Below are 24442 nucleotides of genomic sequence, written 5' to 3'. Positions count from 1 at the left end.
GGGAGGATGACATGAGCTTCGAGACCATTCAGTTCGCGGCAGCCGACGGCGTCGCCACGCTGACGCTGAACCGCCCCGCGGTGATGAATGCGCTGAACACCCGCATGCGGGCCGAGATCACACAGGTGCTGACGACGCTGGCGCCCGATGTGCGTGCCGTGGTGATGACCGGGGCAGGCCGGGGGTTCTGTTCCGGGCAGGACCTGACCGATGCGGGTGCCGCCGCCGATCTGGAGCGCACCCTGCGCGAGGAGTACGAACCGATGCTGGCCGCGGTCACCACCTGTCCCGTGCCGGTCATCGCCGCGGTGAACGGGGTGGCGGCCGGGGCCGGGGCGAACCTGGCGCTGGCCGCCGACGTGGTGATCGCCGCCGAAAGCGCCAGCTTCATCCAAGCCTTCACCCGGATCGGGCTGATCCCGGATGCGGGCGGGACATGGATCATCCCGCGGGCGGTCGGCATGGCGCGCGCGATGGGAATGATGCTGTTCGCCGAACCCGTGTCCGCGCGGCAGGCGGCGGACTGGGGGATGATCTGGCAGGCGCTGCCCGACGCCGATTTCGCCGCAGGGGTCACGGCCCGGGCGCAGGCGCTGGCCAAGGGGCCGACCGGCGCGTTTCTGGCCATCAGGCAGGCACTGACGGCCTCTTTCAGGAACGACATGCAGGCGCAACTGGCGCTGGAGGCACGTCTGCAGGGGCAGGCCGGACGCAGTCACGATTTCGCCGAGGGAGTGACGGCGTTCCTGAAAAAGCGGCCGGCGGTCTTTACCGGCCGCTAGGCAATCTGGCGAAAGACCGGCGCGGGCCCGCGATTGTCGAAGAAGGGCACCGTGTCCGGCGCGGCCAGCGGCTGGTCATGCGGCAGGTCGCGGATCAGCGCCGTCAGTTCGGCCAGCACGACCTCGGTGATGAACGGCAGGTCCAGCGCGCCTGCCTGATCCAGCGGCACCCAGTGCAGATGAGACAGCTCGTCGCAGGCGGCGCCGAAGTCATCGGGGTCGCCGGCGATGCCGGCCGCATCCGCGACGAAGAAATGCGCATCGAACCGGCGGGGTCGTCCCGGTGGCGTGATCGCCCGGAACAGATAGATCAGCGGGCTCGCATCAGGAGTCAGACCTGCCTTGACATGGCCGGGCCAGCCGCAGGGTGCGCCCCCCGGACGGCCGATCAGCAGGCCGGTTTCTTCGGCCAGTTCGCGCAGGGCCGCGGCAGCGATGGCGTCGGGGGACAGGCCATCCTCCTGCAGCAGGCGCGCGCGGCAGGTCGGGCCAAGGGGACGGGCCAAGGCAACCTGCGCGTCCTCGGGGTCGACGGCCCCGCCGGGAAAGACGAATTTCGACGGCATGAAGGCCGCGCCGGCGCCGCGCATGCCCATCAGGACCGACGCACCGCCCGCGTCGCGGCGCACGACCAGGACCGTTGCGGCATCGCGGATGGCGACGCTCATGCCCGGCCGAACCCGTGCATGCGCCGTGCCCACTGCAACCCGACCATTGCACCCTTGATCACCGGCAGCATCGCCAGCGACAGCACGATCGCCCCTAGGCCAAAGGACAGGATCATCGTCATGGCACTGGGGCGCCACGCGATGAAGGAAGCCAGCAACAATGGCGCACCCAGATGCGACACGATCAGGATGGTCAGGTAGGCCGGGCCGTCGTCGGCCCGCTGGTGGTGCAGATCCTCGTGGCAGTGGGGACAGGCATCCGCCACCTTGAGGTAGCTGGAGAACATCCGCCCCTCTCCGCAGGCCGGGCAGCGACCCCGCGCGCCACGCAGCATGGCCTGGCCCGTCGGGCGTTCGGGGGTCAGGGATGGGGTGATCTTGGCAGCATCTGTCATGACTGGGTCCTCTGCAGGCTTGGACCAAATCTAGGCGGCGGGGCGGCACATTGAAAGTCCCTCCTATGCCGCACGTTCTGCGCGCGAACAGACGACCTGGTTGCGCCCCGCAGCCTTGGCGGCCAGCAGTGCCCGGTCCGCGCGCTCAAGCGCCACGCGCGCCAGCTGATCCGGCCAGATGTCGTCCGCGGGCGCGACCATTGCGACCCCGACCGACGCCGTCACCCGGATCGCGCCGCCGCCGGACAGGCCCGGCAGGCGTACGGGCCGCGCCTGCACGGCCAGCCGCAGCGCCTCGGCGATGCGGGCCGCGCGTACCGGGGGGCAGTTGCCCTGCACCGCCAGGAACTCCTCTCCGCCCATGCGGGCCGTCATGCCGTCCACGCCGATGGTATCGCGCAGGCGCTGCGCGACCTCGGCCAGGACGGCGTCGCCTGCGGTGTGACCATGGCAGTCATTTACCGCCTTGAAATGGTCCAGGTCGATGGCAAAGACCGCGAATCCCTGATGCGCCAGCATCGCGTCGCGCGCGATGTCGGCCAGCTTGGGGAGGGCATAGCGGCGGTTGTACAGCCCGGTCAGCGGATCGGTCATCGCCCACAACATATGGCGCTGAACTTCGGCCCGACGCTGGTCGCTCTTGGATTTGCGCGACAGCAGCATCTGCAGCGACACTGCCGCGGCCTCGGCCGTCGCAGCGGTGCACAGCGCGTCCGGCATCACGTCACCCGCCCCAAGATCCAGGGCGATGGCCGACAGCTCGGCCCGGTCAGGCCCGATGGCGATGACGAAGCCCGCATCCCGAGACCCCTGACGAGACCGCAGTTCGGACAGCAGGCGCAGCCCGTCACCACGCTCGCGGATATCGGCCGAGATCAAGTACAAGTCCGCCGTCCGCCCCGCGGATGCGGCGCCCAGCGCCTCGTCAGGATCGCGGATCTCGAACCGGCAGGGCATACGTTCGGACAGCATCTGCCGCCAGCGCCGCGCACGGGTCTGGCTGTCCGCGATGAGCACGATCAATGGACGATCGGCATGGACGAAACCGGCCGGTGCCTCGGCCATGCCCATCCGGCTGGCCTGCGGGGCATCCGACTGGCGCAGAATGTTTCGGATCCGCGCCATCAGCATCTGGTCGTCGACGTCGGGTTCAAGCGTCGCGGTTGCTCCCGCCTGCAGCGCGGCCAGCCGCTGTTCGGGCCGGACCAGCATCAGCACCGGGATATCCGCCAGCCGCGGATCGCGCGACAGCCGCCCGCAGATGTCGATGGCCGATCCGTCGGGGAAATTTCCCAGGATGATCAGGTCGGGCAGGGCCGCGTCCAGTTCCTGCATCAGCTGCGCAGCCGACGCGACCGCGGCAACGTCATAGCGCACGGCGGACAGCCGGACCTTCAACGTGATCCGCGCCGTCGCTATGCCATCTGCAACCATGATACGTGCCGTCATCGATCTATCCAGAAATCCGACATCTTCATTTCAATTTCACCTAAAATGCTTAACAAAGAGTTTCTGGTGCAGGCCAGCTCACGAAATTGCGATACGGATGGAAAAATGGCGTATTCGGCCCAGCAGGCCGCCGATCTGGCGACGCAGACGCTGATCCTGTTGGCCGATCGGCCGCAGGATCTGGCGCAGTTCATGGAGGCCGCCGGCCTGCAGCCCGCCGATATCCGCAATTTCGCCAGCCGTCCTGACATCGCCCTGTTCCTGCTTGATTTTCTGGTCGAGGACGATGACCGCCTGTGCAGCTTTGCCGACAGCCTTGGCGTGCGTCCGGGCGACATCATGACGGCCCGCACGGCCCTGTCGGGGCCGGGCAGCTATGGCTGGGAGGCCGACTAGACCTTTTTCCATCGGCGCTTTCCGATTTGTTTACGCCCTGCCGCTAGTTTCGGTTCGAATCGAGGTGGGCATGAAAAGTCTGATCAATCGCGCGATCGAAGAATTCCTCCGCGCCACGTATGGTGAAGACCTGGTCCAGTCCGTCGCCGACGAGGAGGCCGTGGCCGTCGGTCGACTGGCGCCGCTTGGTGCCGGGTTCGGGACGGGTGCGCTGGAACGCGCCGCGTTCCGCCTGTCGAAACCGCTGCCCGAGATGTTCGAGGATCTGGGCGGATGGATGACGCGCATCGAGCCTGTGCGGCGCCTGCTGCGGTTTTCGGGCCGCGACTTCAAGGATTTCCTGCTGCGTCTTGAGGAGCTGCCCGGTCGCGCGCATCTGGTCCTGCCCGACCTGGAGGTTCCGCGCCTGCAGGTCGAGGCGGAGGATCAGTCCGTCTGGCTGGTCATGCTGGAACCCGACCCGGTGTGGCAGCATCTTCTGGTCGGGCTGATCCGCGGTATGGCTGACGATTACGGCGCGCTGTGCCTCATTTCAGTCGAGGGGCTGTCCATCCGCATCGACATCTGGGACGAACAGTTCTTCGAGGGCCGCATCTTCAGCCTGCAGGGGGCGCAGCTGAGCGGCGCGGTGTCGTCGTGACGGGCCCGACCATGTCCGCCCAGGCGCTTGGGCAGCTGCTGCCCATGCACCTGTGGCTGTCGGCCTGCGGCAAGGTCCTGTCCGTCGGGCCGACGCTGTCCAAGCTGATCCCCGACCTGGCAGACGGGCTGGCGGACAGGTTGGTCAGTGGGCGCGCGGGGCAGGGTCCCTGTCCGCTGCAGGCGATCCGCACCGCAGTCGAACACCGCCGCCGCCTGTTCCTGCGCGTGGTCCAGTCGCGCGACCTGGTGTTGCGCGGCCATGGCGTGCAGGTCGATGATGGGACGCTGCTGGTCAATCTGGGTTTCGGGATCGGCCTTCATCGTGCGATTCGTGCTGCGGGGCTGACGGATGACGACTTTGCGCCCTCAGAACTGGCAATGGAACTGCTGTTCCTGCACGAGGCCAACCGCGGCGTCCTGACCGAACTGTCGCGCTTCAACACCCAACTGGCACAATCGCGGGAACTGGCCCTTCTGCAGGCGCAGACCGATCCGCTGACCGGCCTGCAGAATCGCCGCGGGCTGGAGATCGCGCTGTCCCTATCGCTGCGCACGGCCGACTTCGCGGACGAGGTCGCGCATCCCTTTGCCATCGCGCATCTGGATCTGGACCATTTCAAGCAGGTCAACGACCAGCTGGGGCACCAGGCGGGGGACGACCTGCTGCGGTCGGTCGGTGCGGTCCTGCGCAGCCATATCCGCAAGGCCGACACGGCGGCGCGGATAGGGGGTGACGAATTCGTCCTGATCCTGCGGGGCATGACATCGCGGGCCGCCCTGCAGCAGCTTGCCGACCGGATCATCGTGGCGATCCGGGCGCTGTCGCCGCCGGAACTGACCGATCTGCAGGTTTCGGCCAGCCTGGGCATCCTGGTCTGGCATCCCGGCGGTCCGGACCAGCCGGAGCAGGTCCTGGCGATGGCGGACAAGGCCCTCTACCTGTCCAAGGGGGCGGGGCGCGGGCGGGCGACGATCATCTAGGGTCAAGCAGCATCCCGTCGCCTGTTTGCTGTGCATTCCCCAAATTTTTCCTGCGCTAACATGACTTGTGTCGCCCTGCCGACAGTTCCGGAATGAACTGTCCAATAGACCGGTGATGCGGGTCGAGAGTGTGGTACCTCGTGGACTGTAACCAGTGATGGCACACTTGATCCGCCACCGCCGCGTGCGGGGACCTTGGTTGACCTGACGAAAACCTTTGTTCCTGCGCGGTCATGTCGATATACTTGGTCCTGCATCGATCATCGGGCAGGGGACATGCAGGCAGTTACCCCACGGACGACTTCGGCCAAGGGCAGGGCACCTGTCCAGATCCCCGACCTGCTGTCGATCCTGACGCGCCTGAAGCCTGCGCTGATCGCCGATCTGGACAAGCCTCAGCTGGCGGCCCTGGTGGCTGAAGCTGCCCTCGTTCATCTCCGTCGCCCCAGGGACATCCTGCGCCAAGGCGAGCCTGCCGACTGGATCTATCTGATCATCAAGGGCCGGATCGAGGTCAACTATCTGGACATCAACGGAAATCGCGTGATGGCCCATCTTGCCGTTCCCGGCGAGGTGCTGGGAGAGGTCGAGCAGTTTTCCGGCCGGACCTGCGCGGCAAGCTGCACCACGCTGCCGGACACGACGGTGATGCTGCTGGATGCGGCAATGATCCTGCGGCACGTTCCGGCCGACCTGCTGATGCGCAACTTTGCCAAGATCTTTCACGACCGCCTGACGCGGGACAACCGCCAGCACTCTGTCGCGATGTTCTACGCCGCCGAAGATCGCATCCGGATCAACCTGTTGACCATGACCAGCGCCGAATCTCCGCAGATCCAGCTGAGCCAGACCGATCTGGCGGCGATCGCCGGATGCTCGCGCCAGACCGTCAACAAGACGCTGTCGCAACTGCGCGCCGAAGGCATCGTCGAGATGGGGCGCGGAGAGATCCGGGTCCTGGACCGCGCCCGGCTCAAGTCCGCACGCCCCGGCTGCGATCAGGTCCTGCCCGACGAGGGGTTCGCCCGCATCCCCGATGCCGCCATGCCCATCGTGGTCATGCCGAAAGCGTGACCGGCAATCGGCCGCAAGGGGCTGAGAATGCGGGCAATCTGCGGTTATCTGGGGCCAGTCCCTCAGCGCCACCCGGAGACCGCATGGCCCACGACCCCAACGCCGCCCCCGTCCCAGACCGCAGCCATGACCGCGTCGGCGACCGCTATGCCCGAGAGTTGGAGCGGCACCTGGACTGGCTGGACAGTTTCACCTCGACCGCGCTTGGGGTGCTGTCGGCCGCATCGGGCATCTATACCTATCTTGGGGTGCGGACGCTGCTGGACGATCCGGGCCTGTGGACGACCTTTGCGGCGCTGGCCTATTCCATCGCGGTGTCGGTGGGCATCTTCGTCTTCTGGTCCTACATGCTGCGGCTGTTGCCGGCGGTGCGCTCGGCGGCATCAAGGGTCGGCCTGCTGCTGACGATGGCGCTTGGTTCGGTGGCGATCGTCGCGATGTCGTCCTGGCTGAACGCCGCCGCGCTGGCAGGGACGGCCGCGGTCGAGACACACATGGCGGCCACCGTGCAGACCTATCAGACCTCGCTGGAACGCGCGCATGCGAACGCCGTGGCGGGGCAGGCACTGTCGCGCGACGTGGCCCGGGTGCGGCAAAGCTTTGCGGATCTGTCCGAGCAGGAGGCGGGCGGCACCCTGTCGGGCTTTTCCGGTCGCGGCGCGGTCTTTCGGGTGCTGACTCAGAAGGGCGCCGAACTGCAGGCGCTGGAGGACCAGCTGCTGGCCGCCGAAGCCCCCATCGAGGAAACCTTCGCGCAGGGGAACACCATCCTGTCCCGGATGCGCGGCACCTCGGTCGAGCCGGGACCGCTGGAGGATCGCACGGTCCGCTTTTCCGAAGACGCCGTCCAGCTGGCCGGTCTGATCACGCAGCTGCGCCAGTTGAACCCGGCGCCGTTGGTCGGACGCGCCGCGCAGGACCTGGCCGATGCGGTCGTGCTGCCCGAACTGGACGGCAGCACCGAGGCCACGCGCGCGGGCCAGTCCAGCACCATCACCTCTGTCCTGTCCCTGGTCGAACAGCGCGCCACCACCCTGGCGCAGGCCGCGACCGAGGTGATGTCCCTGCCGCAGGTGGACGAGGCCCTCTATACGCCCATGTCGGCCGCGGACGCGGTCATCGCCTATGCCGGCAACTTCGTTCCCGCATGGGCAGGCGCCATCGCCATCGACCTGCTGCCCGCGGTGCTGGTCTTCATCATCATGGTCGTGCAGGCCGCGATCCGATCCGGCCGCGGAGAGGGGCACAGCGACGAACGCATGACGGTCGGAGAGCTGCGTGCGGCGCTTGCGGCCTCTGACCTGCTGCGTCAGATCGATGCCGCACCGCCGCCCGCCGCCGACACCTCGCGGCGCGAGGGCTAGCTGATGGGGCTGTTCTCCTCCCCGCACAAGGTGGTGCGGGCCGTATTGGTGTCGCAGGTGCTGCTGGCGGGTGCCATCGTCGGCCTGGACCTGATGCGCGCACCGGGATCGGCCGCGCCGGGGTTGTACGCCCCGCCCGCACAGGGGCCAAGCGTGCGCCCCTATCGCCCCGACCTGCGGCCGTCGGACCCGTCGCATCCGGGCGGCCCCGCCATGCGCGCCATGCCAGAGGCGCTGGAATTCGATCAGGCCGATGACGCGATCACCATCGCGGGCCAGATCGCGCCGGGCGATGCGGACCGCTTTGCCGCCTGGCTGGACCGGACACGCCCGACGGCGACGCAGGTGACGTTGGACAGTTCGGGCGGATCGGTGTCCGACGCGCTGGCCATCGGGCGCACGATCCGCGCGGCGGGCTATGCGACCCGCGTGGGCGACGGGGCGGTCTGCCTGTCGGCCTGCCCCTATATCCTGGCGGGCGGCGCCACGCGGCAGGTGGCAGCAGGCGGCGTGGTGGGGGTCCACCAGCATTATTTCGGCCAGAACACCATCCTGCCCGCCTTCATGGCGGTCAGCGACCTGCAGCGCGCGCAGGCGGGGGTGATGGATTATCTGGTGCAGATGGGGGTCGATCTGCGGCTGATGACCTATGCCCTGCGCACCCCCCCGGCCGAGATCAACGTGCTGGAACCGGAGCTGATGGCGGAACTGGGCCTGACCACGCCGGCCGAAAGGTGAACGATCGATCGGTGGTGGTGCGGGTAGAGGGACTTGAACCCCCACGCCTTGCGGCGCCAGAACCTAAATCTGGTGCGTCTGCCAATTTCGCCATACCCGCGCTGTCCGCGATCTAGCAAATGGCTGCGGGCAGTGCGAGGGGAAAAATCACCAGTCCCATTCGGCGATGACGGGGGCCAGCCCGTCGATCAGATCGTCCGCGATCAGTCCCGGCCCATGCTGTCTTGCGACCGCCCCGTGCAGGCGTACCCCAAGGCAGGCCGCATCGAATGCCGGCAGGCCGCGCGCCAACAGGCCAGTGATGATCCCCGCCAGAACATCCCCCGATCCGGCGGTGGCAAGCCAGGGAATATGCGGGTCCGAATGGATCGCCACCCGTCCTTGCGGATCGGAGATGACCGTGTCCGGCCCCTTGAGCAGGATGACCGCGCCAAGCCGCGCCGCCGCCTCGCGCAGCAGGGTGGGCTTGGGGCGGGGGGGACCCTCGTGCGTCAGCGCCAGGGCCAGATCGGGGCAGAGGCGCGCGAACTCTCCGCCATGCGGGCTCAGCATCCAGCCTGGCGGCAGGGGGCGGGGCGCCTGCGCCAGCGCGGTCAGGCCATCGGCATCCAGGACCGTGGGACGGCCCGCCGCCACCGCCGCGGGCAGCAGGGCGGCCGCACGCGCCACCCCGCAGCCCGGCCCCAGGCACAGCGCCATGGGGCGGCGGTCCGCCAGCGCCAGCGCCAGATCATCGGAATGATCCACCGCCCGCCGCATCAGCGCATCGGGCGGCAGGGCGTGGTCGGACAGCGCGTCATGCGGCGGGGCCAGCGTCACCAGCCCCGCCCCCACCCGCAGCGCGGCGCGTGCCGCGAGCCGCGCCGCGCCGCCCGACCCCGCGCCCCCCGCCACGATCAGCGCCGCGCCATGCGCATATTTGTGCCCGCCTTCGGACTGCTGCTTGCGCAGCCAGGGCCCTTCGCCGCCCGGCCCCTGCGCGCGGCGCCGGTCGGCCAGCTCGAAGCGCGGCCAGAGCGCGGTCATCAGCGCCGGGCGCAGGCCGCGCCCGCCCTGGACGCGGAACGGCTCCAACCCGATATCGGCCACGACCAGTTGCCCGCAGGTCAGGGGGCCATGCTCCAGCAGGTGACCGGGCTTGGGGCTGTCGAAGGTCACCGTCATCGCGACGCGCAGCGCGTGCCAGGGCAGGGCGCCGCGCCCAGAGCCCAGGATCACGCCGCTGTCCAGGCACAGTCCGCTTGGCGCATCCACCGCGACCAGGCGCGGGCGATAGAAGGCGCCGTCGCCGCCCTCGCCGCCCAGATGGCGCAGCAGGGCCGCGATCTCGCCCTCGGGCGGGCGGGTTAGGCCGGTGCCGAAGATCGCGTCGACATAGACATCGGCATCGGGCAGGGCGCGCAGCGCCGCGCGGGTTAGCGGCAGGACCGGCCCAGGCCATTGCGCCCGCGCCGCCGCCGCGTCGGAGCCCGGTCGCGGGGCCGCGCCCAGCACATCGACCCGCCAGCCCGCCTGCGCCAGCGCGCGCGCCACGACAAAGCCGTCGCTGCCATTCGCGCCCGGCCCGCACAGGACGACCGCCCGCCCCGGACGCGGCCAGCGCAGGCGGATCTGGCCCGCGACGGCACGTCCCGCGCGGGTCATCAGGTTCAGCCCGGACGTCACGCCGCTGCCTATCGCCGCGGATTCGATGGCGCGCATTTGAGCGACGGTGACGATTTCACTGCCTTCCATCATGGTCGATGATTAATCCTTGGGCTGAATGGTGAAATATTAGGCATACGAGCCGGACAAACGGCTTGGGGGCTTCCAAGATCATGCTGCTGCATTTACGCGGTTCATCAAACGCGCCAATCAGTCTTCAGGCAAGCCGCGAGGAAGGGTCTATTGCGATGAAGAAGATCGAGGCGATCATCAAGCCGTTCAAGCTGGACGATGTCAAAGAGGCGCTGCAGGAAGTCGGCGTGCAGGGTCTTTCCGTGACCGAGGTCAAGGGTTTCGGTCGTCAGAAGGGCCATACCGAACTGTATCGCGGCGCTGAATATGTCGTCGACTTCCTGCCCAAGGTGAAGATCGAGATGGTGCTGCCCGACGATCAGGTCGATGCCGCCATCGAGGCGATCGTCGCCGCCGCGCGCACCGAGAAGATCGGCGACGGCAAGATCTTCGTCTTGCCCGTCGAACAGGCGATCCGCATCCGGACCGGAGAGACGGGCGACGACGCCGTCTGATCGACCGAAGTTACACAGGCCTTCGCGCCCGGCAGGCCCAGGCCGCCGGGCCGCATCTACGAAGAAAGGGAAGAGATGCAAATCAAGGATGTCTTGAAGCTGATCGAGGACGAGGATGTCGCCTATGTCGACGTTCGCTTCACCGACCCCAAAGGCAAGCTGCAGCACGTGACGCTGGACCGCGACCTGGTCGACGAGGACTTCTTCGAGGAAGGCTTTATGTTTGACGGCAGCTCGATCGCGGGCTGGAAGTCGATCGACCAGTCGGACATGAAGCTGATCCTGGACCCCGCCTCGGTCTATATCGATCCGTTCTATGCCGAAAAGACGCTGTGCGTGCATTGCAACGTGGTCGAGCCCGACACGAACGAGCCCTATTCGCGCGACCCGCGCGGCACCGCCGCCAAGGCCGAGGCCTATCTGAAGGCGTCGGGCATCGGTGATGCGGCCTATTTCGGACCCGAGGCCGAATTCTTCATCTTCGACGACGTGCGCTATTCGGTGACGCCGCAGAAGGTGTCGTTCCAGATCGACGCGGTCGACGCCGCTTGGAACACCGACACCGAATACGAGATGGGCAACACCGGTCACCGCGCGGCCCACAAGGGCGGCTATTTCCCGGTCAACCCCGTCGACACCGCCCAGGACATCCGCGGCGAGATGCTGTCCACCATGAAGCGCATGGGCATGCGCGTCGACAAGCATCACCACGAGGTCGCGACCTGCCAGCACGAGCTGGGCCTGATCTTCGGTGGTCTGGTCGAGCAGGCCGACAACATCCAGAAATACAAGTACGTCATCCACAACGTGGCCCATGCCTATGGCAAGTCGGTCACCTTCATGCCCAAGCCCATGAAGGGCGACAACGGGTCGGGGATGCACGTCAACATGTCGATCTGGAAGGACGGCAAGCCGCTGTTCTCGGGTGACAAATATGCGGACCTGTCGCAGGAGGCGCTGTACTTCATCGGCGGCATCCTGAAGCATGCCAAGGCGCTGAACGCGCTGACCAACCCGTCGACCAACAGCTACAAGCGCCTGATCCCGGGCTTCGAGGCCCCCGTGCTGCGCGCGTTCTCGGCCCGCAACCGCTCGGGCTGCGTCCGGATCCCGTGGACGGAGAGCCCCAAGGCCAAGCGCGTCGAAGCGCGTTTCCCCGACCCCTCGGCCAACCCGTACCTGTGCTTTGCGGCGCTGCTGATGGCGGGCCTGGACGGCATCAAGAACAAGATCGATCCGGGCCCGGCCTCGGACAAGGATCTCTACGATCTGCCGCCCGAGGAGCTGGCCGAGATCCCGACCGTCTGCGGGTCCCTGCGCGAGGCGCTGGAGGAGCTGGAGAAGGACATGGACTTCCTGCTGCAGGGCGACGTGTTCACCCGCGACCAGCTGGAAGGCTATATCGCGCTGAAATGGGAAGAGGTCTATGCCTACGAGCATACCCCCCATCCCATCGAATACGCGATGTATTACAGCTGCTGATCCCGTCCGCGGATCAGATCGGAGGGCGGTCCTGCGGGGCCGCCCCTTTCTCATGCGATCACGACGTCCACACGGAACGACACGGTTTGGTGAGTGGGTGTCACGAAAGTCGGTTTCCGGCGTGTCTGTAAGCATGGATCGACACGGTCCACCCACATGACACCCAGGAGAGACATGATGAAACGTCTTGTTGCCGCCGCCACCACCGCCGCCCTGATGGCGCTGTCCGCACTGCCCGCCGCCGCCGGCCTGGCGGGCATGAGCGAACGCCCCGATTTCGCGCCCGCGCCCATGGCGCAGGTCATGGTCGAACGTCGCGCAGGTGATCTGTTCACCGCCCGCGAACTGGGCCAGCGCAACCTGATGGCCGACGATGTCGTGTCCGTCACGCTGCTGCCGTCGGCCGGTGACGCAGCCATGCGGTCCAGCCGTCACGACAGCTGATCGTCGTCAGCGTTGCAAAACGTATGGTCCGCCCCGTCTGCAAGCGGCAATTTTTGATAACATGATCAGTCTGCACAAACGTATCCGGCATGTCGGCACAAAGGCCGCCGCCAAGATGGAGATCCGCGCGTCACAATCCTCATAAAGGGGCCGGCCTCGGTGGGCCATTTTGCGCCGGAGGTTTTTGCAACGCCGATCAACTGTCAGGCCATCTTCCTTTCACCACTCGCAGCTCGTTGCGCCCGGCTGTGTTCAAGACGGGCGCGTGTTCCTCAACCGGCCGCCTGCGGCACGGCTTCATAATTTCGCCCGTGCCGCAGAAGCGCCCAGACAGTGCGGGCCATCTTCGCCGCAAGGGCGACAACAGCGATGTTGGGATGGGTGCGCACAAGCAGCGCACGCAGCCAGGCGCCTATTGCTGTATTCGCCTTCGCCAATGTTGGCATGGCAGATCGCGCGCCTTGGATCAGCATCTTGCGCAGGTATCGACTGCCGCGCTTTGTGATCCCGAGCAGCTTTGGTTTGCCGCCTGTTGTCGCCTGCCTCGGCACCAGACCCAGCCAGGCGGCCAGATCGCGTCCTTTCGTGAATGTCGCGGCGTTGCCGACAGCGGCGACCAATGCGGTGGCGTTCAGCGCACCGATGCCCGGAATGCTTGTCAGCCGCCGTGCTCGCTCATCGGTCCGAGCCATGGCCGAGAACTCGGCGTCAAAAGCGGCAATGCGGCGGCCAAGCTCGTCCCACCGCGTGCGCATGTCGCCGAGCAGGAAAGCCATGCGGGCACTGAGGCTGCACGTGGCGGGGTCCAGCAGGTCAGCGAGCAAGTGACGCAACCGGGCATGGCCCTGTGCCGCAACATGTCCCCGTTCCAGCAGAAGGCTCCTGATTTGGTTGGTCAGCGACGTGCGTTCTCCGACCAGCCGATCCCGCACCCGATGCAGCGTCTGGACGTCGAGCTGCTCCTCGCTCTTGAGTTCGACAAAGCGCATGGTGGGACGGGTTGCCGCTTCGGCAATTGCCTCAGCGTCGCGATCATCATTCTTCTGCGCCTTTACGTAAGGCCGGACATATTCCGGCGACATCAGCCGGACCTCATGCCCCAGTGCTGCCAGCGACCGTCCCATGTGATGAGCGCCGCAACACGCCTCCATGGCCATGATGCAGGCCGGCAGCTTCGACGCGAACGCGATGACGCTGTCACGACGCAATCGCCGTCGAACCACCACTGTCCCCAGGCTGTCGAGACCGACGATGCTGCAGCTGTTCTTGCCCAGGTCGATGCCAACGATCACAATGATCATGGTCCGCTCCTTCCTCCATTGAACACCGACATCCTACACGGAGATCGGCGGGAGGGGCGGACCATCCATAAAGGGGGCGGACCCATGGGCCGCCCCCTTTGTCATGCGTGACGCCGGCTCATTCCGCGGCGATGTCGGTGGCGGTGGGATAGTCGGTGTATCCCTCGGCGCCGCCTGCATAGAATGTGGCCGGGTCCTGGTCGTTCAGCGGCAGGCCGCGGCGGAACCGTTCGGGCAGGTCCGGCGTCGCGATGAAATCGCGCCCGAAGGCCACGGCATCGGCGCGACCCTCGGCTAGCAGGGCCTCGGCGCTTTCGCGGGTCAGACTCTCGTTTGCGATGACCGGGCCGCCGAAGGCGTCGCGGATGGCGTCCAGCAGGCTGTCCTCGGCCACGCGTTCGCGCAGGCACAGGAAGGCCACGCCGCGCGCGCGCATGTCGCGGGCGACCTGCGTGAACAGCGCGCGGGCATCGCTGTCGCCCATGTCATGGCTGTCGCCGCGGGGCGCCAGGTGGACACCGACCCGGTCGCCGCCCCAGACGCCGACCACCGCATCGGTGATCTCGTTCAGGAAGCGGACGCGGTTCTGGATGTCGCCGCCATACTGGTCGGTGCGGGTGTTGCTGCGGTCCTGCAGGAACTGGTCGATCAGATAGCCGTTCGCGGCGTGGATCTCGACCCCGTCAAAGCCCGCGTGGCGCGCGTTCTCGGCCGCCTGACGATAGGCCTCGACGATGCCGGGGATCTCCTCGGTGGTCAGGGCGCGGGGCGTGACATAGGCACGCTTGGGACGCAGCAGGCTGACATGCCCGCCCGGCTGGATCGACGACGGCGCCACCGGCAGCTGCCCGCCCAGCAGCTGCGGGTCGGAAATGCGGCCCACATGCCACAGCTGCAGGTAGATCAGGCCGTCGCGTTCGTGCACGGCCTGGGTCACCTTCGACCAGCCGGCGATCTGGTCGTCGTTCCAGATGCCGGGCGTCGCCTCGTATCCCACGCCCATCGGCATGATGCTGGTCGCTTCGGACAGGATCAGGCCGGCGCCGGCGCGCTGGCGATAGTATTCGACCATCAGGTCGTTGGGCACGCGTGCATCGCCCGCCCGCGACCGGGTCAGCGGGGCCATCACGATCCGGTTGCGCAGCGTCACCGCCCCCAGGGTCACGGGTTCGAACATCGAGGACATGCGGGTCCTCCTTTCTTGATCTTGCTTGTGGGGCCGTCCGGCCCGGAATGTCAGTGCGGGGCGCCCTGCGCCCCACGGGCCTTCAGCTGTGCGTGACGCGACCCGATTTCAAGGGCGCCTGCCGCGTCGTCACATCGCCGTCACCGGCGCGAAAAAACGCGCGCGGGCGGCGGGGTTGGCCTTCCATGTCGGTCGGTCCGCGACTATCCAGAAAGCCATGGATATCATGTTGCTGACTGCCTTTACCGCGGTGCTGTTCCTGCTGATCGCAGCGGCGGAACCCCTGGCCGCACGCCTGCGCCTTCCGTTCAGCGTGATGCTGGCGGCGGTGGGTATCCTGATCGGCGGCGGCGCCCTGTTCCTGCTGCGCACCAACGTGACAGAGACGCTGAATCCGGTGGCGGTCGGCATCCTGTCGCTGCCGATCCGGTCCAGCGTGTTCATGTACGTCTTCCTGCCGACGCTGATCTTTCAGGCGACGCTGGAGATGAACATCCGGCGGATGATGGATGACTGGGTGCCGATCCTGACGCTGGCCGTGGTGGCCGTCGTGGCGGCGACCCTGACCATCGGTTTCGCGCTGCACTGGATCGGGGGGCTGCCGCTGATGGTGGGCCTGCTGATCGGGGCGATCGTGTCGACCACCGACCCCTCGGCGGTCGTCAGCATCTTCCGCAGCCTGTCCGCGCCCAAGCGCCTGTCCCGCATCGTCGAGGGCGAGTCGCTGTTGAACGACGCCGCCGCCATCGCGCTGTTCGGCCTGTTCCTGACCTATGTCATGCTGGGCGTCCCGAACCCGCAACTGGGCGAGGCCCTGGGCCAGTTCCCCGGCCTGATCGTGGGCGGCGTGCTGGCCGGGTGGCTGGTCGCGCGGATCGCGCTGGCGTTGATGAGCCTGTTCGGGCGGTTCGAGACGGCGCAGATATCCGTTTCGGTCGCGGTCCCTTACCTGGCCTATATCGGCGCGGAACAGCTGCTGGGCGCGTCGGGCGTGATTGCCGTCGTCGTGTCCGGCCTGACGCTGAACCTGATGGGTCCGGGCCGCCTGGCGCCTGCATTCTGGGTCAACCTCAAGGAGGTCTGGGGCTTGCTGGCGCATTGGGCCGGGGCGCTGATCTTCATCCTGGCGGCGCTGCTGATCCCGCGCCTGCTGGGCGAGGTGCGGCTGAACGACCTGTTCCTGGTCGGCGTGGTGGTGATCGCGGCCTTCGTCGCGCGGGCGCTGATCCTGTTCGTGCTGCTGCCGATGCTGACCACGCTGCGCCTGTCGCCCAAGATCCAGCGCCCCTATCGCGTGGCGATCATGTGGGGCGGGCTGCGCGGCGCAGTCACCCTGGCGCTCGCCCTGGCGGTGACCGAGAACCTGCGCGTGCCGGTCGAGACGAAGCGCATCGTCGGCATCCTGGCCACCGGCTTCACCCTGTTCACGCTGATCGTGCAGGGCACCACGCTGCGCGGTGTCATCGCCCTTCTGGGGCTGGACAAGCTGTCGCCGCTGGACCGGGCGCTGTCGAACCAGGTCGTCGCCGTGGCGCTGCAGTCGGTGCGCGAGGGCGTCGCCTCGGTCACCGAGAACTATGACCTGACCCGAGAGACGGTGCGCTCCGAAGCCAAGCGCTTTGCCGCCCGGCTGGACAATGCCGTCGAGGCCGCCGAGGCCGAGGACAATGCCGAGATCCTGGACCGCGACCGCATCACCCTGGGCCTGATCGCCCTGGCCGCGCACGAGCGCGAGATGATAGTCCAGCGGTTCCGCGAACGGGCGATCTCGGCGCGGCTGTCGGAGCAGGCGCTGTTCGACGCCGACCGGGTGATCGAGGGCGCGCGTTCCGGCGGCCGCACAGGCTATCAGCGCGCGGCACGGCGCAATCTGCGCTATGGCCCGGCGTTCCGGTTCGCGGCCTTCCTGCGCAACCGCATCGGCGTGGCCGGCCCGCTGGCCCGCATGACCGCGGACAGGTTCGAGATGTTGCTGGGCAAGCGTTTGATCCTGCGGGATCTTCACGGGTTCATCGACCGCCGCATCCGCCGCATTCACGGTCGGCGCGTGGCCGAACTGCTGCACGAATTGCTGCAGCGGCGGATCGAGGCGGTGGAGACCGCCCTGGAGGGTCTGCGCCTGCAGTTTCCCGGCTATGCCGAAGAGCTGGAGCGCCGCTTCATCCGGCGCACCGCCCTGCGGTTGGAGGAGCGCGAGTACAACGCCCTGCGCGACGACGGCCTGATCGGCGCCGAGGTGCACATCCAGCTGATGGACGATGTCCGCCAACGGCGCCAGCAGTCCGAAGGCCGCCCCAAGCTGGACCTGGCCCTGCGCAAGAACCAGGTCGTGCGGCAATTCCCGCTGTTCGCCGATCTGGACGATGCCGAACTGAAGCGCCTGAGCCGAGAGATCCGCACGCGTTACGTCAATGCGGGCCATGTGATCACTCGCAAGGACACGCCCGCGCGGTCGGTCTTCTTCGTGGCTTCGGGCGCGGTCGAACAGGAGGTCGCGGGCCAGACCGCGCGCCTTGGCCGCGGAGAGATGTTCGGCCAGATGGGCGTGCTGACCCGCCGCATCCGCAAGGCGGAGGTCCGCGCGATCACCCCCAGCACGCTGTTGGTGCTGGACGAGGCCGGGTTCCGCCGCCTGCTGAAACGGTCCGCCGCGCTGCGCAAGGCGGTGCGCGACAGCGTCGTCGGCAAGACCGTCGCCGGAGAGGTCCTGCGCATGCCTGAACTGGCCCAGGACGCCCCGCTTGGCGAGACCGCCGCAAGCGGCTAGACCGGGGCGCAAGACCCACGGACGACAAGGCCCCCCACGCATGGACAACTCTGCCCAGACCGCCACCCGCATCGCCCGCCAGATCGCGACAGAGATCGGCGCCAGCCCCGCGCAGGTCACGGCCGCCTCCGACCTGCTGGACGGGGGCGCGACGGTTCCCTTTGTCGCACGTTACCGCAAGGAGGTGACGGGGGGCCTGGACGACACGCAGCTGCGGACCCTGGCCGACCGCCTGTCCTATCTGCGAGAGATGGAGGCGCGGCGCACGGCGATCCTGGGATCGATCCGCGACCAGGGCAAGCTGACCGACGATCTGTCCCGTGCCATCGGCGCGGCCGAGACCAAGGCCGCGCTGGAGGACATCTATCTGCCCTTCAAGCCCAAGCGCCGGACCAAGGCAATGATCGCGCGCGAGAACGGTCTGGAGCCGCTGCTGCGCGCGATCCAGGCCGATCCGTCGCGCGATCCGGCGACCCTTGCGCCCACCTATGTGACGGGCGCGGTCGAGACGGCCAAGGCCGCGCTGGACGGCGCCCGCGACATCCTGGTCGAGGAGCTGTCGGAAAATGCCGAGGTTCTGGGGCCGCTGCGCGAGTTCATGCGCGGCAATGCGGTGATCGCCGCCCGCGTGGTGGCCGGCAAGGAGGAGGCGGGCGCCAAGTTCAGCGACTATTTCGCGCATTCGGAAACCTGGTCGGGCATTCCGGGCCACCGCGCGCTGGCCATCCTGCGCGCCGCCAAGGAGGAGGTCGTGACCATCGACATCGCCCCCGAACCGGACACCGGCACGGCGCGGGCCGAGGGGATCGTGGCGCGGGGTCTGGGCGCGGTCGGGCAGGGGCCGGGCGCCGACTGGCTGCGCGGCGTCGCGGGCTGGGCCTGGCGCGTGCGGCTGTCGAACACGATGTATATCGATCTGCTGACCGAATTGCGCGCCCGTGCCCATGCCGAGGCGATCCAGGTCTTTGCCCGCAACCTGCGCGACCTGCTGCTGGCGGCACCCGCCGGGCCGCGCGCGACCCTGGGGCTGGACCCGGGCATCCGCACGGGGTGCAAGATCGCGGTCGTGGACGGCACCGGCAAGCTGTTGGACACCGCGACCATCTATCCGTTCCAGCCCAAGAACGACCTGCGCGGGGCCGAGGCCACGCTGGCGGCGCTGATCGCCAGGCATGGCGTCGACCTGATCGCCATCGGCAACGGCACCGCCAGCCGCGAGAGCGAGCGTCTGGTCGCCGATGTGCTGAAGCGCCTGCCCAAGGGGGTGAAGACGCCGACCAAGGTGATCGTCTCCGAGGCCGGGGCCTCGGTCTATTCCGCGTCCGAACTGGCCGCGAAGGAGTTTCCCGGCCTGGACGTCTCCCTGCGCGGCGCGGTCAGCATCGCGCGCCGGTTGCAGGACCCGCTGGCCGAACTGGTCAAGGTGCCGCCGCAGTCCATCGGTGTGGGGCAATACCAGCATGACGTGGACCAACGGCAGCTGGCAAAATCGCTGGAGGCCGTGGTCGAGGATGCCGTGAACGCGGTAGGCGTCGATCTGAACACGGCCTCTGCGGCGCTGCTCACCCATGTCGCGGGGCTGGGGCCGTCGCTGGCGCAGGCCATCGTCGCGCATCGGGATGCCACCGGCGCCTTCCCGTCCCGCGCCGCGCTGAAGAAGGTCGCGGGTCTGGGCCCCAAGGCGTTCCAGCAATGCGCGGGGTTCCTGCGCGTCCAAGGGTCCGAACCGCTGGACGCATCGGCCGTCCATCCCGAAGCTTACGGCGTCGCGCGCAAGATCGTGGCCGCCTGCGGGCGTGATCTGCGGTCGCTGATGGGCGACAGCACGACGCTGAAGTCGGTGCGGGCGCAGGATTTCGTCACCGAGGATTTCGGCCTGCCCACCGTGCGCGACATCCTGTCGGAGCTTGAGAAGCCCGGCCGCGACCCGCGCCCCGGTTTCGTCACCGCGACCTTTGCCGACGGCGTCGAGGCGATCGGCGACCTGCGCCCGGGCATGTCGCTGGAGGGGACGGTGACGAACGTCGCGGCCTTTGGCGCCTTCGTCGATATCGGGGTGCATCAGGACGGGCTGGTCCATGTCAGCCAACTGGCCGACCGCTTCGTGAAGGACCCCCACGAAGTGGTCAAGGCCGGCGACGTGGTCCGCGTCCGCGTGACCGAGGTGGACGTGGCCCGCAAGCGCATCGGCCTTACCATGCGCAAGGACAACGCCCCCACCGACCGCCCGGCGCGCGAGACCGCGAAGCCCGCGCCCCGTGCGGCGCAGGCCGCGCCCAAGGGGGCGGGCGCATTCGGTTCGGCCCTGGCCGACGCGCTGCGCAAACGCTGAGGGGATGGCCATGAGCGTGCTTGACGACACCGATCACCGCGCTTTTCTGGCGCGCGACGCGCGCCGGGCGCTGGATTTCTTCGATGCCAGCATCCGGCCCGAGGGCGGCTTTCATGTGCTGGACCTGGACGGCACGCCTCTGCCGGGCACGGTGCAGGAGCTGCATACGACCACGCGGCTGGTCCATTCCTATGCGCTGGCGCAGATGGCCGGGCGGCCGGACCGCGCGGGGATCGTGGATCAGGGCATGGACTGGCTGTGGCGCGCGCATCGCGACACCGATCACGGCGGCTATCTGTGGGCCGTGGACGGCACCGCGCCGGTCGAGGGGCCCAAGCTGGCTTATGGCCATGTCTTCGTGCTGCTGGCCGCGTCCAGTGCCAAGATGATCGGGCACCCGGATGCGGATCGCCTGCTGGCCGACATCACGCAGGTGCTGGACCGCCACTATTGGGACCACGACGCGGGACTGTTCCGCGACGAGTTCACGCGCGACTGGCAGGCGTTCTCGACCTATCGCGGCATGAACGCCAACATGCACGGGGTCGAGGCGCTGCTGGCCGCGTTCGAGGCGACCGGCGCGCCTATCCATCTGGACCGTGCCGGGCAAATCCTGGATTTCTTCATTGCGGGGCAGGCGGCGGCGCATGGCTGGCGCATCCCGGAACATTACGACGACCGCTGGCGGCCCGACCATGCCTATGCCGGCAACCCGATGTTCCGCCCCGCCGGCACCACGCCGGGCCACAGCTTCGAGATGGCGCGCCTGCTGCTGCACTGGTGGGATCTGGCCGGGCGCCCCGACACAGGCGCGGTCGCGCAGGCGCGTGCGCTGGTCGATACGGCGCTGGCGGATGCCTGGGCCGACCGGGGCGGGCTGGCCTATACGCTGCGCGACGGGCGCGTGGACAATCCGGCGCGCTATTGGTGGCCGGTGACCGAGGCGATAGGCGCGCTGGCGGCCCTGATCAAGCTGGACCCCCGACCCGGCGACGGCGACTGGTACCGCCGCCTGTGGGCCTTTGCGGACGGGCATCTGATCGACCATGCCCGCGGCGGGTGGTTCCCCGAACTGGGCGATGACGACCGCCCGGCCGCGACGCAGTTCAGGGGCAAACCCGACATCTATCACGCGCTGCAGGCGGACCTGCTGCCGCTGGCGCGGGGCGTGTCGCAACAGGCGCGCGATCTGGCCCGCACATGTCCCTTGCGTGACGCGGCGGGCCTTGGCTAACCTTTCCGTGCCGTCCGGATTGGTCCTTGACGTGACCGGGCCGGAGGGCCAAGCGGGACGTCAAGCGGCGGGCCGGGATAGGCCCGCGTCACTGTCGGGTTCATCCATGGTTCCAACCGATCCGAATTTGCGCGCGATCGACCTGCTGGCCGGGTCCGAAGCGGGATTCGCGCTGTCGGTTCTGGATGCCTCGCCGGATTGCATCAAGCTGCTGGACCCCGAGGGGCGGCTGATCTTCATGAACGGCAACGGGTTGTGCGCGATGGAGATCGACGATTTCGCCAGCGTCGATCAGCGGCCTTGGCCGTCGATGTGGCCGCCCGAGGCGGACCGGATGCTGAACGACGCGATGCAGGCGGCGCTGACCGGCGCCGTGACCCGGTTCGAGGCCTTCTGCCCAACCGCGCGCGGCACACCGCGCTGGTGGCACGTCACGGTATCGGGGGTCCGGGACGCGGCGGCCCGCGTGGTGCGCATCCTGGCGTCGTCGCGCGACGTGACCGACAGCGTGACCATCCGACAGCAGCTGCAGCAGGAGGTCGCCCGCAAGGACGAGGCCATCGCCCGTCAGCACATCCTGATGGGAGAGATCGACCACCGTGTGAAGAACAGCTTTGCCGCGGTCATCGCCCTTCTGCGGATGCAGGCGCGCCAGCAGGCCGGTGGCCCGGCAGGCGCGCAGCTGTCCGATGCGGCGAACCGCATCTCGACCCTGGCGCGGGTGCACGACCAGCTGCACCTGGACCCGGGCAGCCGCGATGTCAGCCTGCGCGATTATGTCGGGGCGCTGGCGACCGACCTCGCGCAGGCCCTGGAGGTGACGATCACCGTGGACGACGCGCTGGCGGGCGATCTGCGGGTGACGGCGGGGCAGGCGGCGGCGATCGGCCAGATCCTGGCCGAACTGATCGGCAATGCCGTCAAGCACGCGCATCCGGGCCGGCGGCCGGGTCTGTGGCTGGACCTGGCGCAGAACGCGGGCGCGTTGAGCGTTACGCTGTCGGATGACGGGCCGGGCCTGCCTGCCGGGTTCGACCCGGATGCGGCGCGCGGGCTGGGCATGCAGATCTGCCTGATCTATGCCCGCCAGATGGGCGGTGGGCTGGATCACGGTGCCTCTGACCGGGGCGGTGCCCGGTTCCGCGTCACCGTGATGCTGGATGCGGCTGCGTCATCCTGACGCCCGCGGAACCAAGCCGCCGCTTGACGATTGACAATGGCCCCGCAAGCGGGCACGGCTCTGCCCCTTTCCCGACCCACCCCAACCTGACAGGAGCCGCCGATGCGGATGAAGATCGACGTGACGCTTGACTATGCGCTGGAATCGCCCGGGCCCGCGCTGCTGCTGATCGAGGCGGCGGGCGTTCACGGACAGATCCTGAACCGCACCAACATCGACCTGGGCCAGCCCCTGAAGCTGGCCCGCGTTCCGGCCGAGGAGGGCATCGGCGAACGCATCGTCATGCGCCTGCAGGATCGGCTGACCTGCCGTTATTCGGCCGAGGTCCAGGTGACCCGCCCGCGTCCCGATCTGGCCAGCCTGCAGGCCGTCGAGGTCGAGGACATGCCCGGCGACGCGCTGCGCTATCTTCTGCCGTCGCGCTATTGCCAGTCGGAACGGTTCGGGCACTTCACCGGCTCTCGGTTCGAGGGGCTGACGGGCGGCCCGCTGGTGGCCGCGATACGCGATTGGGTGGAACGCAACCTGGACTATGTCGCCGGAACCAGCGACGGGGACACAACGGCTGCGGACACCTTCCTGGACCGGCGCGGCGTCTGCCGGGACTATGCGCATCTGCTGATCGCGCTGTGCCGCGCGCAGCAGATCCCCGCGCGCATCGCCAGCGTCTACGCCCCCCATGTCCAGCCGCAGGATTTCCACGCCGTCGTGCAGGTCTATCTGGGCGGCGACTGGCACCTGGTCGATCCAACCGGCATGGCCGATGCGGACCAGATGGCCCTGGTCGCGGTCGGGCGCGACGCGGCGGACGTGGCGTTTCTGACCACCAACTCGGTCGCGGAACTGCGCACGCAAAGCGTCGAGGTCATGCTGTTCTGATCCGTCAGAGCAGCGCCGCCGTGGCCAGCAGCAGCGCCGCGACCATCGTGGCGCGACGGATCAGTGCGATGCCACGGCGCAGGTCCGCCGCATCCGGGTCGGGCGCAGCGGCATTCAGCCACGGCTCGTCCGCGACCCGGTCGGCATAGACGCGCGGACCCGACAACCGGCAGTCCAGGGCCCCGGCCATCGCGCCCTCGGGCCAGCCGGCGTTGGGCGACCGGTGGGCAGACGCGTCGCGCAGCGCCACCCGCAGCGCCGCCGTCGCGCGCCGACCGGACGCGATCGCGATCAGCCCCGCCGACAGCCGCGCGGGGATCAGGTTCGCCACGTCGTCCAGGCGCGCGGCGATCATGCCGAACGCCTCGTGCCGTGGGGTGCGGTGGCCGATCATCGAATCCATCGTGTTGATCGCCTTGTAGGCCGCGATGCCCGGCAGCCCGCCGACCGCCGCCCAGAACAGCGGCGCGATGACGCCATCGCTGAAATTCTCGGCCAGGCTTTCAAGGCTGGCGCGGGACAGGGCGGGCGTATCGGCCTGGGTGACGTCGCGCCCCACGATCATCGCGGTCGCACCGCGAGCGACGGCCAGATCGCCCGCCGCCAGGGGGACGGCCACCGCGCGCAGGTGCTGGTCCAGCGACCGCGCCGCGACCAGCGGCCACGCCAGTACGGCCGCGACCCACGGGCCCAGCCATGCCTGGATCAGGACCGCGGGCATCATGGCCGCCAGCAGGACCACGACCACGGTCAGCGCGCCCCTGGCGCGCCGCGCCCGGCCTTGGTTCAGCGTGCGGTCCAGCGCCGCGATCAGACGCCCGGCCCAGGTCACCGGATGCCCGACCCGGCGATAGACCGCATCGGGCCAACCGATCAGCACATCCAGCACCAGCGCCAGCAGGGCGATCACGGCCATC

General features: G+C 68.3%; 22 protein-coding genes and 1 tRNA gene. 15 read left to right on the top strand and 8 right to left on the bottom strand.

Going from position 1 to position 24442, the window contains the following annotated elements:
• Nucleotides 1-11 precede the first annotated feature (11 nt).
• The gene (locus tag EOJ32_RS10920; RefSeq protein ID WP_127898576.1) at nt 12-782 is read left to right on the top strand and encodes an enoyl-CoA hydratase-related protein; all 771 of its coding nucleotides are present in this window, start codon (nt 12-14) and stop codon (nt 780-782) included.
• Here EOJ32_RS10920 and EOJ32_RS10915 read toward each other — a convergent pair.
• The 3 genes from EOJ32_RS10915 to EOJ32_RS10905 form a co-directional block, all read right to left on the bottom strand.
• Entirely contained in the window at nt 779-1450 is a 672-nt protein-coding gene (locus EOJ32_RS10915; RefSeq protein ID WP_127898575.1) for a DNA mismatch repair protein MutT, read from the bottom strand. The two genes, EOJ32_RS10920 and EOJ32_RS10915, sit on opposite strands and share 4 nt — an antisense overlap.
• On the bottom strand, nt 1447-1845 hold the full coding sequence (locus EOJ32_RS10910; RefSeq protein WP_045984140.1) for a DUF983 domain-containing protein: 399 nt from the start codon (nt 1843-1845) through the stop codon (nt 1447-1449). The genes EOJ32_RS10915 and EOJ32_RS10910 overlap by 4 nt, the downstream gene beginning before the upstream one ends.
• Nucleotides 1846-1908: 63 nt before the next feature.
• A complete protein-coding gene (locus EOJ32_RS10905) occupies nt 1909-3294 on the bottom strand; it encodes a diguanylate cyclase (protein ID WP_045999134.1) in 1386 nt (461 codons plus the stop codon).
• 105 nt (nt 3295-3399) lie between these two features.
• Between EOJ32_RS10905 and EOJ32_RS10900 the strand changes: the two genes are divergently transcribed.
• The 6 genes from EOJ32_RS10900 (at nt 3400) to EOJ32_RS10875 (ending at nt 8489) form a co-directional block, all read left to right on the top strand.
• The gene (locus tag EOJ32_RS10900; protein WP_045999135.1) at nt 3400-3690 is read left to right on the top strand and encodes a DUF3572 family protein; all 291 of its coding nucleotides are present in this window, start codon (nt 3400-3402) and stop codon (nt 3688-3690) included.
• A 70-nt stretch (nt 3691-3760) separates the two neighbouring features.
• On the top strand, nt 3761-4330 hold the full coding sequence (locus EOJ32_RS10895) for a hypothetical protein (protein ID WP_052715087.1): 570 nt from the start codon (nt 3761-3763) through the stop codon (nt 4328-4330).
• A gap of 11 nt (nt 4331-4341) precedes the next feature.
• Nucleotides 4342-5313: a GGDEF domain-containing protein gene (locus EOJ32_RS10890; protein WP_127898574.1), complete on the top strand. Its 972-nt coding sequence runs from the start codon at nt 4342-4344 to the stop codon at nt 5311-5313.
• Nucleotides 5314-5589: 276 nt separating this feature from the next.
• Nucleotides 5590-6387, top strand: coding sequence for a Crp/Fnr family transcriptional regulator (locus EOJ32_RS10885; protein ID WP_127898573.1), 798 nt, complete (start codon nt 5590-5592; stop codon nt 6385-6387).
• An 83-nt stretch (nt 6388-6470) separates the two neighbouring features.
• Nucleotides 6471-7751, top strand: a complete 1281-nt coding sequence (locus EOJ32_RS10880) for a hypothetical protein (protein WP_127898572.1) — start codon at nt 6471-6473, stop codon at nt 7749-7751.
• Nucleotides 7752-7754: 3 nt separating this feature from the next.
• Nucleotides 7755-8489, top strand: coding sequence for a hypothetical protein (locus tag EOJ32_RS10875; RefSeq protein ID WP_127898571.1), 735 nt, complete (start codon nt 7755-7757; stop codon nt 8487-8489).
• Between the two features lie 15 nt (nt 8490-8504).
• Here the strand turns inward: EOJ32_RS10875 and EOJ32_RS10870 are convergent.
• Nucleotides 8505-8589 (bottom strand) — tRNA-Leu (locus EOJ32_RS10870).
• A 47-nt stretch (nt 8590-8636) separates the two neighbouring features.
• Complete coding sequence (locus EOJ32_RS10865; protein WP_127898570.1) at nt 8637-10226, bottom strand: NAD(P)H-hydrate dehydratase; 1590 nt, start codon at nt 10224-10226, stop codon at nt 8637-8639.
• Nucleotides 10227-10381: 155 nt separating this feature from the next.
• Between EOJ32_RS10865 and EOJ32_RS10860 the strand changes: the two genes are divergently transcribed.
• From EOJ32_RS10860 to EOJ32_RS10850, 3 genes are all read left to right on the top strand, one after another.
• On the top strand, nt 10382-10720 hold the full coding sequence (locus tag EOJ32_RS10860; RefSeq protein WP_042248864.1) for a P-II family nitrogen regulator: 339 nt from the start codon (nt 10382-10384) through the stop codon (nt 10718-10720).
• A 75-nt stretch (nt 10721-10795) separates the two neighbouring features.
• Nucleotides 10796-12202, top strand: a complete 1407-nt coding sequence (glnA, locus tag EOJ32_RS10855) for a type I glutamate--ammonia ligase (protein WP_127898569.1) — start codon at nt 10796-10798, stop codon at nt 12200-12202.
• 174 nt (nt 12203-12376) lie between these two features.
• Nucleotides 12377-12646, top strand: a complete 270-nt coding sequence (locus EOJ32_RS10850) for a hypothetical protein (protein ID WP_127898568.1) — start codon at nt 12377-12379, stop codon at nt 12644-12646.
• 272 nt (nt 12647-12918) lie between these two features.
• Here EOJ32_RS10850 and EOJ32_RS10845 read toward each other — a convergent pair whose 3' ends face one another.
• The gene (locus tag EOJ32_RS10845; RefSeq protein WP_127898567.1) at nt 12919-13947 is read right to left on the bottom strand and encodes an IS110 family transposase; all 1029 of its coding nucleotides are present in this window, start codon (nt 13945-13947) and stop codon (nt 12919-12921) included.
• A gap of 118 nt (nt 13948-14065) precedes the next feature.
• Nucleotides 14066-15133, bottom strand: a complete 1068-nt coding sequence (locus tag EOJ32_RS10840) for an alkene reductase (RefSeq protein WP_127898566.1) — start codon at nt 15131-15133, stop codon at nt 14066-14068.
• A gap of 217 nt (nt 15134-15350) precedes the next feature.
• Here EOJ32_RS10840 and EOJ32_RS10835 point away from each other — a divergent pair, with 217 nt between their 5' ends.
• The 5 genes from EOJ32_RS10835 to EOJ32_RS10815 all read left to right on the top strand — a co-directional run bounded on the left by EOJ32_RS10835 (nt 15351) and on the right by EOJ32_RS10815 (nt 23525).
• The gene (locus EOJ32_RS10835; RefSeq protein WP_127898565.1) at nt 15351-17900 is read left to right on the top strand and encodes a cation:proton antiporter; all 2550 of its coding nucleotides are present in this window, start codon (nt 15351-15353) and stop codon (nt 17898-17900) included.
• Between the two features lie 40 nt (nt 17901-17940).
• Complete coding sequence (locus EOJ32_RS10830; protein ID WP_127898564.1) at nt 17941-20232, top strand: Tex family protein; 2292 nt, start codon at nt 17941-17943, stop codon at nt 20230-20232.
• Between the two features lie 10 nt (nt 20233-20242).
• On the top strand, nt 20243-21466 hold the full coding sequence (locus tag EOJ32_RS10825; RefSeq protein ID WP_371705432.1) for an AGE family epimerase/isomerase: 1224 nt from the start codon (nt 20243-20245) through the stop codon (nt 21464-21466).
• Nucleotides 21467-21572: 106 nt separating this feature from the next.
• Nucleotides 21573-22646 carry a sensor histidine kinase gene (locus EOJ32_RS10820; protein WP_164871433.1) on the top strand — a complete coding sequence of 358 codons (1074 nt, stop codon included), beginning with the start codon at nt 21573-21575 and terminating at the stop codon, nt 22644-22646.
• 102 nt (nt 22647-22748) lie between these two features.
• Nucleotides 22749-23525, top strand: coding sequence for a transglutaminase family protein (locus tag EOJ32_RS10815; RefSeq protein WP_127898561.1), 777 nt, complete (start codon nt 22749-22751; stop codon nt 23523-23525).
• A 4-nt stretch (nt 23526-23529) separates the two neighbouring features.
• Here EOJ32_RS10815 and cbiB read toward each other — a convergent pair whose 3' ends face one another.
• Complete coding sequence (gene cbiB, locus EOJ32_RS10810; RefSeq protein WP_127898560.1) at nt 23530-24441, bottom strand: adenosylcobinamide-phosphate synthase CbiB; 912 nt, start codon at nt 24439-24441, stop codon at nt 23530-23532.
• Nucleotide 24442: the final 1 nt, after the last annotated feature.

The organism is Paracoccus sp. Arc7-R13 (genome assembly GCF_004010775.1).
GTDB lineage: Bacteria > Pseudomonadota > Alphaproteobacteria > Rhodobacterales > Rhodobacteraceae > Paracoccus > Paracoccus marcusii.
Note: the sequence above shows the minus strand (reverse complement) of the source record. Positions and strands in the feature narration are given on the sequence as shown.